We start from the raw sequence: 12,562 nt of genomic DNA on the forward strand, positions 1-12,562 counted from the left end.
GCGCGCTCAAGCGGGCCGCCACCGCGTGCGGCCGCTCGCTGGCCCGCGCGGCGGAGCGCTCCGCGTCGGCGATGCGATCGGCGGGCCGTCCTGCTCGCTCGGCGGCCGCGCCCGGTGCGCATCGACTCTGCGCCGCAAAAGCTCGATCGCGAACGGGACCAGCAGTGTCATCCCTGGCACCGGGCCCCCCAATCCGTTGCGGCCGCGGGCCGCCGCCGGCAAGGCGCGCAAACCGGCTGCGATCAAGCCGGCCGACGAGCCGTGCGCATTCGCGCCCGATTCCGGCTCGATGGCGTGCGCGCTGCGGCCGGCGCCCAAGCCGCGCGGGCTAGCGCCGTAGCCGCAACCGCGTTCGGCCAAACGGGCGCGGACGACTCGATCCGCGCGCGCCGGCGCTGCGGCCAAGTCGGCGCGTCCCTGCGCCACCACCGCCGAGCGGTGGGCCCGTCCCGGCCGTCGTGCGGCGACGCCGCACAAGTCGCGCATCCCGGCCGCTGAGGCGGCCGGCGATCGCAAACGCTGCTGCCATGCATCGGCCTGGCGCACCGATGCGTCCGGCGAATGGCCCGACCGGCGAAACCCTTCGGTGATGTCCCCGGCCGCATCGTGCGTGCGCGCAGGCGAGGCCGCCTCGATCGGCACAGACGCATCGGCGTAGCGCAGTCCGTAGCCACTGCGCAACGCCCGGCCGCCGAGCGCATCGGCGCACGCGGCCGACGCAGGCGCGCGGGCGGCTTCCGCGCCGGCGGCCGTCACCGCCGCAGGCCGCGCCGTCGCCAAAGGCGGCGCGGCGGTGCCCAGGCACGCTTCCGTACGCACCTGCGGCACCGGTCGCGCCGCGCGAACCTGTTCGCTGGATCGCGCCGCCGTCCGCGGCAAGGCCTCGATCGTCCGCCGCGTCGGCGCAGTTCCTTTGCGTTGCGTCCCCCGCCCGGGGAACGCCGCGGCGCGTTGGTCCTGAAAAACCTGCATGCGGGCTGTCCGGCGTCGTACCTGCGAAACGGTGGCGGTGCCCGCGGTGGCGAGGAGCCGGACGAGCGCGGGCCGCAGCCGCGCGCTGGTTGCGCCGAGGGGGTTTACCGACAGTTCGCAGGACGGCGCACAAACCCGTCAGGCCGTCGCCGCTTCGTTCGCCGGGGTCGGCGTCGCAACCGGGAGCCGGCATGCAAACGCCCGGGCCGCGATCGACGGGCCCAACGTGAATCGCATGAACTGGCGCACTATATGAATGCGAGCGACAGCACTCTTTTCTAACCTGCAAATGCCTTGAATACGCGAACTGGTGGGCACCATAAACGCGTTGTATTCTGCTTTTTTGGCGATTCTTCTCCCAAGGACACCATGGAGCCGACCCAGCTTGAGGACACGGGTGATGTGACTCGCCTGCTCGCCGCCTGGCGCGCCGGCGACAGCGCTGCTCCGGATGCGTTGTTGAACCTGGTATATCGGCAATTGCGCAACATCGCCGCGGGACGGCTGTCGCGTTTGAGCGTGCCGGTGCTCGACCCGACCGAACTGGTCAACGAGGCGATGCTGCGCCTGCTCGGCAACGGCAGCCTCGACGCGCAGAACCGCCAACACTTCTTCAGCATCGCCGCCACCGCGATCCGTTATGTGCTGGTCGACACCATTCGCCGCCAGCACGCCGACAAGCGCGGCAACGGCGTGGTGGACGTGACCTTGTCCGGCGCCGAAGCCATCTCGGCCGCCGGCGACCGCTGGCTCGACGTCGAAGAAGCGCTGCGCGCGCTGGAGCAGCAGGATCCGCGCAAATGCCGGATCGTCGAACTCACCTTCCTGGTCGGCCTGAACCAGCAGGAGACCGCCGAAACGCTGGGCGTTTCGCTGACCACGGTGGAGCGCGACCTGCGTTTCGCCAAAGCCTGGCTGCGCGAACATCTGTCATGACCCCGGCGCAGTTCGGCCGGGTCGAACTCCTGTTCCACGCCGCGCTCGACCGGCCGGCCGCCGAACGCGCCGCGTTCCTGCGCGAGCAGGAAAGCGACGCCGAACTGATCGCCGCGGTCGAGCGCCTGCTGGCCTGCGACCAGGACGGCGGCGACGACCCGGTGACCGAACGCCTGACCGAGGTCGCGCGCGACCTGCCGCTGCGCACCGTCGGCCCCTACCGCTTGCTGCGCGAACTCGGCAGCGGCGGCATGGGCACGGTGTTCCTGGCCGAACGCGACGTCGCCGGACGCGCACAGCAGGTCGCGGTCAAGCTGCTGCACGGCGTGCCCACCCACGCCAGCAAGCGCCGGATCGAGCGCGAGCGCGCCATGCTCGCCGGGCTGAACCATCCCAACATCGCCCGCCACATCGACGGCGGCGAGAGCGAGGAAGGCCAGCCGTATCTGGTGATGGACTACATCGACAGCCGGCCGCTGCCGGAATATCTGGCCGCGGCCGCGCCGCCGCTGCCGCAACGGCTGCGCCTGTACCTGAGCCTGTGCGACGCCGTGCAGCATGCGCACCAGCGCCTGGTCCTGCATCGCGACATCAAGCCGTCGAATGTGGTGGTGCGCGCCGACGGATCGCCGGTGCTGCTGGATTTCGGCGTCGGCGCGCTGCTGGAGGAAGGCGACAACCCCACCCATCCGGCGACGCGCGCGTTCACGCCCGGCTATAGCGCGCCGGAGCAGTACCGCGGCCAGACCGAAACCACCGCCACCGATGTCTTCAGCCTCGGCGCGCTGCTGTTCGACCTGCTGACCGGGCAGCGCCTGTCGACGCTGTGCCGCAACACCGACGCGGTGCCCGCGCCGAGCGCCTGTGTCGCCGATCCGGTCCAGCGCCGCCTGCTGCGCGGCGATCTCGACCGGATCGTGCGCAAGGCCACCGCCGCCGATCCCGAACAGCGCTATCAAACCGTCGCCGCGCTCATGGACGACGTGTCGCGCTACCTGCAGGGCCGGCCGATCGCCGCCGCGCCGGATCGGATCTGGTATCGCGTCGGCAAGTTCGTGCGCCGCAACCGCGCCGCGGTCGCCGCCAGCGCGGTGCTGGCGGTGGCCGGCAGCCTCGCGGTCTGGCAGCTCGACGCCGAGCGCCAGCGCGCGCTGGCCGCCGAGCGGGTGGCCGCGACCGAAGCGGCCAACGCCAAGGCCTCGCGCGATTTCCTCGCCTCGGTGCTGGCGGAAACCTCGCCCGAGGCGGTGCGCGGCCAGCCCATCGCCATCGCCACCTTGCTCACCAAGGCCGCCGAACGCCTGCGCGCGGACCGCAACCAGGACCCGCGCGCGAGCGCAGTGGCGTGGCTGACCATCGCCGAGGTCTACGCCGACCTCAACGATCCGCAAGCCGGTCTGTCCGCGGTCGACGCGGCGATGGCGCTGTTCGCGCGCACGCCGCAACCCGACCCGGAGCTGCGCGCGCGCGCCTGGCACGCGCGCGGCCTGCTGCTGCTCCAGCTCGAACGCGTCGACCAGGCGCGCGCCGCGCTGGAGCGCGCCATCGCATTGCGCCAACGCCAGGACGCCGCACCGCTGGCGCTGGCGCGCCTGTACAGCGACTACGCCACCGCGGTACTGCACGGCGCCGATTTCGCCGCCGCCGGGCGCTATCAGCAGCGCGCGCTGGAGCGCTTGAACGCGTCCGGCCGCGACGACCCGGCGCTGCGGATGAAGATCGAACTGGGACTGGCGCGCAGCCTGTACTACCAGAACGATATCGACGCCGCGGCGCGGCACTTGAACATGGCCGAAGCCATCGACCACGACCGCCCCGCCCACGACGGACTGGCCGCGTACCAGTTGCGCCGCATCGCGATGATGGTGCGCTATTCGCAACACCGTTACCCCGAAGCGCTGGCCAACGCCGAGCAAGCGCTGCGCCTGGCCTATCGCGTCTACGGCGAGAACAGCCGCCTGACCGCCGACATGGAGCTGTACATGGCGCTACTGCTCGACGACATCGGCCGTTCGCGCGCGGCGATCGATCACTACCAGCGCTCGCAGGCCATCGCCGCCGCGCTGAAGCTCGACGACGCCGTGCTCGCGCGCGACGACGTGCGCATGGCGATGGCCTACGCCAACCTCGCCGACTACCCCCGCGCCGTGGCCCTGACCGGCGCGGCGTTGACGCGGATGCCGGCGACGCCGGCCTACGCCGAGTGGCGGATCAAGGCCCACTACACCCGCGCCCTGTCGCTCGGCGCCGGCGGCGACTACGCCCGCGGCCGCGCGGATTTCGAGCGCGCGCTGGAGATCGCGCGCGGCCACAGCGGCGACGTGTTCGTCGGCCCGGCGTTCGTGCGTCTGCGCCAGGCGCAAGGGCTGGTGCAGGCGCGTCGCTTCGACGAGGCCGCGGCGGCCTTGCGCGACGCCGAAGCGGTGACCCAACACAGCGACCTCGACCCCAAGTCCACCCTCGTCCTGCGCACCCTGCAAGCCCAGGTCGCGGCCGCGCGCGGCGAATCGGCCGTGGCCGCGCAGCGCATCGGCGAAGCGCTGGAGCTGGCTCGCCGCCACTACCTCGCCGGCACGCCGCCGATCGCGCTGGTCGAACTCGCCGCCGCGCGCATCGCCCTGGACCGCAACGACCCGGCCCGCGCGCGCGCGCTGCTGCAACGCGCCGCGCCGCCGCTGCGCCAGGAACTGCACCCGCGCGCACCGGCCTTGGCCGAAGCCGCGCGCCTGGAGCAGGACTTGCACCGCGTCGCCACCGCCGCCGATGCGGCGCCGAAGCGGGCCGCAAGATGAACGCATCTGCGGCGCGCGCACAGGCGATGACGGATTCGGCCGTCGTATTGCGAACTCTTCATCGAACACAAACTGCAGCGGCGCGCGACCGTAGTGCGCGCCGCGCAACGAGCGCGGCGCGCATCGGGAGCGCCGCGGCTGGTAACCCCACCTCTCCCGCCAGCAAGGAGCCTTCATGCGTTTCATGGTTGGATTGGCCATCGCGCTGACCGCGACGCTCGCGTTCAGCGCACCCGTTTTCGCCCGCGAACCGCTGCTGCAAGTCTGCGGCCCGCCGTTCACCGGCCCGCCGTTCTGCCAGCCGCCGCTGGGCTACGAACAACCGCAGATGAAGTCCGCCATCAGCGGCAAGTCCGGCGCCGCCAAGACCGCCGCGCCCGCGCCGAAGAGCGCGCCGCGCCCGGCGCCGTCGCGCAAGTAAGCCGCCTGCAGATGCCGCCGCGCGCGAGTGCGCGGCGGCTTTCCCACATCGTGCTGCGCCGGTTCGGCCCGCCATCGCCTCACTCCCAACGATCGTCGTCGAGCAGCTTCGCCCGCCGCCGCGTCGCCCGACGCTGCTTCTGGCGACGATGGCGTTCGCTGCGCTCGGCGATCTTGCGCGACCACTCCTCGGCCACCGCGCCGCGCTCGGCCAGGTGCGCCCACACGCCGCGCTCGATCCAGCGGTCGTTGCGGTTGCGGTTGCTTTTCCAGTCGCCGAACTGCTCCGGCGGCAGCGAGGTCCAATAGCAGTTGCCCACCATCACCGACAGCGCGGCGTTGACGAAGCGGCGGTCGTTGCCGTCGTGCACCGCACGCAGCAGGACGATCTCGCTCGCGACCGAGCGGATCGCCGCCCATTCTTCGTCGCGCACCCACACGCGCATCGCGTCCGCATCGTTCATCGCCGCAGCAACAGCTTCGTTCGGTGATCGTTTCCCATCCGCTGCGGCGGGCGAACCCGCCGCAGCAACCGCGGCTTGGCTTACATCGGATGCACGCGCGGCCGCACCAGATCGGGATTGACCTGCTTCACGCCGGCGCGCCCCTGGATCCGCTGCCGCGCCTGCATCGCCTCGGCCACCGAGCCGTAGCGCACGATGGCCTTGCCGCCCACCGCCGAGGAATAGACCAGGGTGCCGCCGGTGTCGCGCACCAGCGCATTCACCACCGAGGCATCGTTGAAGTACACGTTCAACTGCGGCCTGAGCACCACCACGGTTCCGTCGGCCGACATCGCCGCGGCCAGGTTTTCGGCGGGCGCGGCGGTCGGCGCATCGACCGAGCGCGCGCTGCGGCTGCGCGAGGCGGGCGACGCGGCCGGCGCCGGGTCGATCGCATAACTGGCCACGCGCACCTGGCCGGCGTCGGTCGCCGGGCCGGCCTTGCGCACCACCGCCGACGGCGCCAGGCGGAAGGTCTTGTCGCCGATGGCGAAGGATTCGCCGGTGGCGGCCAGGTCCAGTTGCGCCCGCGCGGTGTAGGTCTGGCTCAGCGCGGCCGGCGCAACGATCAGGGACAGCAGTCCCGCGCACAACGGCATGGGTCGGATTTTCATGGTCAGTGCCCCAGGATGCGGATCTTGAACGAAGTGAGGTTGCCGGCCGAGGCCGCGCCCGCGGCCAGGTCGACGTCGCTCACCGCCACCGTCCAGTCGCCGTCGCCGGCTTCGTCGAGGAAGGCGTTGACGGCGGTGAACGGAATGGTCATGACGTCGCCGCCGTAGCCGGCGTGCGCGGGCAGCACGAACGCGCGGGTGCCGGCGGGCGAGGTCAGCGTCACCAGCAACGGGCTCGGCACGGCGCCGCCCTCGTTGCCCCAGGTGCCGGCATGGCGATAGTCGGTGGAAAGACCGATCTGCACCGCTTCGATCCGGCCGACGCGGTTGCCGATGCGCACGCTGGCGCGCGCCGGCGCGGCGGCGTTGCCGATCGCCACGGGCGCGGCGAGTTCGGCGCGCTGCCAGCCGCTGTCGAGCAAGGCCGGCAACGGCTTGAAGCCGGTGGCGCGGGTCACCGCCGCGGTCGCGTCGATCAGGCCGAAGCCGTACCAGTTGCTGAAGCGGCGCCCCGCCGCGTTGGCGATCCAGCCCGGCGCGATCACGGTGCCGTTGGCGTCGCGTACCTCCGCCTGGCCGGCGTCGATCTGGCGCGCGGTGGTGGCGAGAATGTATTTCACGTCGCGGTAGCTGAGCTTGGGATTGGCCTGCAGCATCAGCGCGACCACGCCCGAGACCGTCGGCGCCGCGGCCGAGGTGCCGTTCATCGTGCCGGTGTAGTTGCAGGTGTTGTCCAGCAGCGAAGCATCGCCGTCCAGCACGTTGCGAAAGCCGGTGCGCACATTGGTGTTGTAGCCGCGCGCGCAGCCGGACAGGTCGGTGGTCAGGATGGCCGGTTCGTAGCGCACCGGCAGTTGCCCGACCGCGACGGCTTCGGAATAGCCGCCGTTGCGCAGCCCCTGCGCCTGCCAGCCGTATTCGCCGCCCAGGCCGGTGACCCAGATCGACGCGCCCGGCGTCGAATAGCTCGAACGCACGCCGGACGCATCGCCGGCGGCGATCACCATGACGTTGAAGTAGCCGTTCGACTCTTCCCAGATCGATTGCTGGCAGCCGACGCCGGCGCGGTTGATCGCGTCGTTGCACACGTCCCAGACGTCGACGCCGTCGTCGCTGGCGCGCCAGTTGGCGAAGCCGTTGCCGGCCGACTTGACGTAGACCGTGCCCAGGCCGCCGCGGGTCGCCGACAACGCCCGCTCCCACGCCGCGATGTCGAGCTCATCGACGACCGTCGGCAGGAAGTTGGCGTACGAACCCCAACTGTTGTTGGACACCTGCACGTCGGCGAGCTCCGGCCGCGTCAGCCAGACCTCTTCCTGGGTGCCGCCGCCGTCGAGATAGTTGAAGCTCTTCAGCCGCGCCGCCGGCGCGACGCCGCGTCCGCCGATGCCGTTCCAGCCGACCGCCGCGATGATTCCGGCGACCGCAGTGCCATGCGCCTTGCCGCCGCTGACCGGCGTGGGATCGTGGCTGCCGTCGAGGCCGTTCCAGGAACCGTCCGGCACGACGTTCGCGGCCAGGTCGGGATGGGCGATCTCCACGCCCTGGTCGACCACCGACACCACCACGCCGTTGCCGCGGATGTTGTAGTCGTGCAGGTCGTCGATGCCCAGATCGACGCCGAACGCGGGCCGCGCGTCGCCGAGCACGCTCTGGCCGTAGTTCATCAGATGCCACTGGTAGCGATACAGCGGATCGTTCTGCTGCGCCTGCGCCGCGCCGGCCGCGAGGGCGAACACAGTCGCCGCGCTGAGGACCGTCCTTTTGCCGATGTGTCGATGCATACCGCCGACTCCTGAAATTCTTCGGGCAAGCCGCACCCGACGCGGCCGGAGCGCACGCTCCGGCCGTCGCGGGCCGCACGCACCTTGGGGGATGGGTTTACTGGTAGATCATGGTGAAGGTGACGCTGCTGTTGGCCGAACCGGCCGTCGCCGCGCCGGTGGCCACGTACTGCGCGTAGTAGCGAAGCGCCGCGGCGCCGCCCTCGGTCGCCACCGACTGGGTGTTCTGCAGGCCCAGCGGATTGCCGAGCAGCACCTTGGAATGGTCGGCGTTGAGCACCTGCAGCTGGACGTTGCCGGCCACGCCGGCGCCGCCTTGCAGGGTCAGGTTGTTGCTGCTGGTGTCGATGGTCGGGCCGGGTTCGAAGAAGGTCTGGACCTGACCGATCCCGGCGTTGCAATCGGCGACGCGGATGATGAAGGGCGTGCGGCCGGCGACCTGGCCGGCGCTGGCGAGCGCGGACACCGCCACGGCCGGCAGCTTGACCCGGATGTCGGCCGGGGTCGGCCCGTTGGTGAGCACGCAGGTCGGCGCGATCACCGAACCTTCGAAGTGGACGGTGCCGTCGGCGGCGAAGGCCAGGCCGGGAGCGGCCAGGGCGACGGCGAACAGCAAGGCGGAAACTCGCTTCATTCGTATGCTCCGAAACGTAAGGTGAGCGCCGCGCCGCGGACCGCGGCGCGCCGGTCGCGGCGCGCCCGGGCGCTGCATGCAGCTGCGTGCGAGGCGAAGGAGGTTCGCGCGGCACGCGAGCCATCGCTAACTCAAACGCGCCGGTCGCGCGGTGTCCCTACGCATCGCGCGCAAATGTAGTCCGGGTAACATTTGCGCGTTCGCGCGGACGGCGCGGCGAGCGAGCGCGGCGCGACTGCAGCGGCGATGGTTCGGTCGGCGGGTGCGGCGTCGCCGCAGGCGACGGACCGCGACTGCGCATTCGCCGGCGCGCCGGCAACGGTGCGCGGCGCGGTGTCGCGCCGGCGGCGCGAGGCCTATGCGCGGAAGGCTAAGGCTCGTCGCGCGACGATTCCGCGGAGCGCCCGGTGCGCCGCTTGCTGGCGCGGCGGTGCTCCCCCACGCGCCGCTGCAACGCGCCGGACAACTCCGGGCTCGGCTCCAGCGCGGCGATCACCCGATCCCACACGCCGTCCTCGCTCCAGCGATGGAAGCGCACATACACCGTGCGCCAGCTTCCGTTCGGCGATTTCAGCTCGCGCCAGCGCATGTCGCCGGTCGCCACCTGCAGCACTTCTTCGACGAAGCGCTTGTAGCGCGCGGCATTGCGATCCGCGCGCCGGCGCAAGGTCGGCGGCAGCCGGTCGGCGATCCGCTGCCACTGCCAGGGGCTCAGTTCTATCCGCATCGCGCTGTCCTCATGTCCTGCCCGCGCCCGCGGACTCGCCGCGGGCGCTGCGTCCGCGCCGGCGGCTGCAGCGTTCGCCGGATGCGTCGGCGCGGCCGGCGGCGCGCACGCGGCGGTGTCCTCGCGGATACCGCGCGCCGATGCGTGCTCTCCCTCGCTGCACGCACTCCCCGCTGATCGCCGGACGCACATCGTCGGACGCGCATCGTCGGACGCGCATCGTCGTTAGATGCCGCGCACGTCTCGCCGACACCGCCGCGTCCGGGCGCTCGGCCGATGATCGAGTCACAAAAATTACGTGTCCGTTTACTAACAAAAACGCTGTTTTCGCCTGTCCCCCCACCATCGCCTGCCGCTTTAGTTCATCTGCGAAGATGAATTCGCTCAACGTCGCGGCGATTCGGCAACGCGACACACGCGCCGCTGCACCGCGAACGCCGGCGGCGGATCGCCCAGGCGCACGAGCGTTCGCGGGCCGCGATCCGCGGCCCTGGCCGGCAAGGAAAAACGATGGCAGCGAGGTGACGCCACGCACGGCGCGGCCGCGCGCGACGCCGGCAGGGCCGGCTCAGCCGCAGTCGACGGCGGTCACCACGTTGGCGGCGTCGACGCGCACGTTGAGGCGGTCGTCGCGCTGGTCGCTGGAGAAGGTGTTGTCCGGTGCGACCACGCGCCACAGGCCGGCGCCGCTTTGCTTGAACAGTTTGCGGCCGGCGGCTTCGTCGAGCGGCTTGCCGACCGCCCAGCCCAGCGCGCTGGCGTCGCAGCGGCCGCGGCCGCCGAGGTCGGGACGCGACGGCGCCTGCGAGCAGGCGGCGGCCAGCGCGCACGCGCAGACCAGCAACATCGGCGCGGCGCGGGACGTGAGCGTCTTGCGATCTGCGTTCATCGTGGGGTCTCGGCGGGGAGGGCCCGTGCATGGTCCGCCCAAGCGCGGGACTTGTCGACTGCGCCCGCACCGGCACAACGCCCCGTGCGTGCGCACGGCGCATCGCGGCCGCGGCGATGCGCGATCAGGGAACGATGCAGCCGCGCTGCCGGCAGCGGCGCGCGAGTCGCGTCGGTGCGGCAGCGCGTCGGGCAGTCGGCGATGGCGTCGCCTTGCAGGTTTCGCAGCGCCGACTGTCGCGGGCGGCGAACGCGACCGCGGCGGAGTTCGATCCGAACGCGAACGCCCACCGCGCCCGCCGATCGTCGCGATCGCGATGCGAACGGCGTTGGCGACGTTTGCGCGGTGCCGGCGCGGTCCTGCGAAAGGCCGCGCCGCCACCACGCGCGCGCCTCAGCCCAGCGCGCGCGCCCCGCGGGTCGGGTTGGCCTGTTCCGGCGCCTGTTCCGCCGTCGCAGCGGCCGGCGCCGGCGCGCGCGCGGCGTCGAGGCGATTGGCCTCGTCCCTGGCTCCGGCGACCATCGCCACCGCCTCCGGATGATTGCGCGCCGCGGCCATCGCGCCGGGCTGGCGCGCCATCAGGCCGTCGAGCAACGCGTTGGTATCGCTGGCGCTGGCGGTGCGCGGCAGCGCCGCGTCGGAGCCGGGCGTGGGCTGCAGCGCGCTGTGGCCGGGCAGTCCGCGCAACGACGGCGGTTCGGTCAGGCCGCTGCGCGGCTCGGGCAGCGAACGGCGCCCGCCGCCGAAGAGCGTATCGATCGGAATGGTCAGCGTGGCGCGCCCGCCGACGCCGCCGGTGCGGGTGTCGTAATTGCCTTCCACGTTGAAGCGCACGCCGTTGTCGGGATCGGTGTAGCCCGCGCCCGCGCGCACGTTGGCGCCCAGGCGCTGCTGCGCGTCGCGGCCGTAGTCGGCGCCGGCCGTGAGGTTCCAGTGGTTGCGCTGCAGCTCCAGGTTCGCGCCCAGGTTCCAGACCTGGCCGCCGGGCTGGATCGTGCCCTGCGCGCCCAGGCGCAGGCCGCTGCCGGGTTCGCCGAACGGGCCGGAGAACGACGCGGTGCCGCCGACGCCCTGCGGGTTGAAGATCAGCGCGCCGTTGGCGCGCAGGCCGTCCGCGCCGCCGTTGTAGCCCGCGCCCACGCGCCCTTCGCCGGTGCCCAGGTTGTAGCTGCCGTTGCCGGTGAGGGTGCGGCCGCCCTGCAGGCGCAGGTTCGCGTCGAGGCCGAACTGGCCGCCGGCCGGGGCGATGCTGCCGGTGCCGGTGACCTGCAGATTGTCCACGTCCAGGCGCACGAAGCCGGCCTGGGTGCGGGTCTGCGGATTGAGCGCGTAGCCCAGGGCCAGGCCGTTGCTGTCGTTGTGCTGGCGCAGGCCGAAGGCGAACGCGCCGGTGGCCTGGTCGCCGGCGAAGCCGAACGAGGTGCCGCCGGCCGCGGTGCCGATGAACAGGCGCTGCTCGGCCAGGCCGGGCGTGGACAGGCTGCCGCCGAGCCGCAGCCCGGCGCTGCCGTCCGGGCCGAGGAAGCCCTGGCGTTCGTTGTAGGACAGGAACGGGCGGTTGGCGTCCCAGACGATGCCGGAGGACGTGCCGCCGGGGCCGGGTGCGATCGGGCGCGCGCCCGAGACGGTGCCGAGCACCGGGCCGACGGTGGCGTCGACCGGGTCCGCGTCGGGCGCGGTCCGGTTGGCCGGCGGCGGCGCGGGCGGCGGGACGCGGTTGGGATCGCGGTGGGGATCACCCATGACACCACTCCTTAGCGTTCAGGCGAAGGCCGATTCTGGCACCGCCGCGCCTGCGGAATGTAAAGATTCCGCAGCCGGACCGCCGGGCTCAGTTCTGCTCGCCGCCGCCCGGCGGCGCGATCACGAAGCAACGGCCGCGATCGACCGTGTACGGCCCGCTCCACACGCCCCAGCCCGCCGGCTGCGGGTCGGCGCAGCCGCGGCTGATCAGCTGCATGCCGATCACATCGCCGGCGACATCGGTGTAAGTGCGGATTTCCACGTACGGGCCGCCCGGCCCGGTCTGCGAGAACGCCGCGCCGGCCACGGCCAGCGAACCCAGCGCCGCGACCGCGGCGAGCCTTGCCTTGCTACCCAGCTTGCGCATGTCCTTCTCCCTGGAGGCGGCGCGCGCCGGGATGGCGCGCGGCCGCTGCGCTCCGCTGTAACTCCGGCGCGGCGCGCTGTCGAGGCGCGCGTTCGCGGACAGTGACGATTTGCCGCTTACGGTCGCCCGCAGCCGCTCAAGGCCGCTGCGCCAGCCCGGCCGCCGGCGCCGGCGCGCGCCG

Annotated in this window: 12 protein-coding genes; 3 read left to right on the forward strand and 9 right to left on the reverse strand. The window is 72.4% G+C overall.

Annotated elements, in window-relative coordinates; all coding sequences use genetic code 11:
* Positions 1–6: 6 nt before the first annotated feature.
* Positions 7–972, reverse strand: a complete 966-nt coding sequence (locus tag A7A76_RS06720; RefSeq protein ID WP_206410464.1) for a hypothetical protein — start codon at positions 970–972, stop codon at positions 7–9.
* 402 nt (positions 973–1,374) lie between these two features.
* Here A7A76_RS06720 and A7A76_RS06725 point away from each other — a divergent pair, with 402 nt between their 5' ends.
* The 3 genes from A7A76_RS06725 (at position 1,375) to A7A76_RS06735 (ending at position 5,121) form a co-directional block, all read left to right on the forward strand.
* Complete coding sequence (locus A7A76_RS06725; RefSeq protein WP_206410465.1) at positions 1,375–1,908, forward strand: ECF-type sigma factor; 534 nt, start codon at positions 1,375–1,377, stop codon at positions 1,906–1,908.
* Positions 1,905–4,700 carry a serine/threonine-protein kinase gene (locus A7A76_RS06730; protein ID WP_206410466.1) on the forward strand — a complete coding sequence of 932 codons (2,796 nt, stop codon included), beginning with the start codon at positions 1,905–1,907 and terminating at the stop codon, positions 4,698–4,700. The genes A7A76_RS06725 and A7A76_RS06730 overlap by 4 nt, the downstream gene beginning before the upstream one ends.
* Positions 4,701–4,875: 175 nt before the next feature.
* Positions 4,876–5,121 carry a hypothetical protein gene (locus tag A7A76_RS06735; protein ID WP_206410467.1) on the forward strand — a complete coding sequence of 82 codons (246 nt, stop codon included), beginning with the start codon at positions 4,876–4,878 and terminating at the stop codon, positions 5,119–5,121.
* A gap of 79 nt (positions 5,122–5,200) precedes the next feature.
* Here the strand turns inward: A7A76_RS06735 and A7A76_RS06740 are convergent, their stop codons facing one another.
* From A7A76_RS06740 to A7A76_RS06775, 8 genes are all read right to left on the reverse strand, one after another.
* Positions 5,201–5,584, reverse strand: a complete 384-nt coding sequence (locus A7A76_RS06740; protein ID WP_206410468.1) for a transposase — start codon at positions 5,582–5,584, stop codon at positions 5,201–5,203.
* An 80-nt stretch (positions 5,585–5,664) separates the two neighbouring features.
* Positions 5,665–6,237: a hypothetical protein gene (locus A7A76_RS06745; protein ID WP_206410469.1), complete on the reverse strand. Its 573-nt coding sequence runs from the start codon at positions 6,235–6,237 to the stop codon at positions 5,665–5,667.
* A 2-nt stretch (positions 6,238–6,239) separates the two neighbouring features.
* Entirely contained in the window at positions 6,240–8,021 is a 1,782-nt protein-coding gene (locus A7A76_RS06750; RefSeq protein ID WP_206410470.1) for a S8 family serine peptidase, read from the reverse strand.
* Between the two features lie 97 nt (positions 8,022–8,118).
* A complete protein-coding gene (locus A7A76_RS06755; RefSeq protein WP_206410471.1) occupies positions 8,119–8,655 on the reverse strand; it encodes a fimbrial protein in 537 nt (178 codons plus the stop codon).
* 370 nt (positions 8,656–9,025) lie between these two features.
* Positions 9,026–9,382 (reverse strand): transposase, encoded by a 357-nt coding sequence (locus A7A76_RS06760; protein WP_206410472.1) that lies wholly within the window; start codon positions 9,380–9,382, stop codon positions 9,026–9,028.
* 568 nt (positions 9,383–9,950) lie between these two features.
* A complete protein-coding gene (locus tag A7A76_RS06765; RefSeq protein WP_206410473.1) occupies positions 9,951–10,271 on the reverse strand; it encodes an I78 family peptidase inhibitor in 321 nt (106 codons plus the stop codon).
* A gap of 393 nt (positions 10,272–10,664) precedes the next feature.
* Complete coding sequence (locus A7A76_RS06770) at positions 10,665–12,014, reverse strand: hypothetical protein (RefSeq protein ID WP_206410474.1); 1,350 nt, start codon at positions 12,012–12,014, stop codon at positions 10,665–10,667.
* Between the two features lie 88 nt (positions 12,015–12,102).
* Positions 12,103–12,562: hypothetical protein (locus tag A7A76_RS06775; RefSeq protein WP_206410475.1), on the reverse strand; the 460-nt coding region annotated here is incomplete at its 5' end.

The sequence above is a fragment of the Lysobacter enzymogenes genome, assembly GCF_017168095.1.
In the GTDB taxonomy this organism is placed as follows: Bacteria; Pseudomonadota; Gammaproteobacteria; order Xanthomonadales; family Xanthomonadaceae; genus Lysobacter; species Lysobacter enzymogenes_D.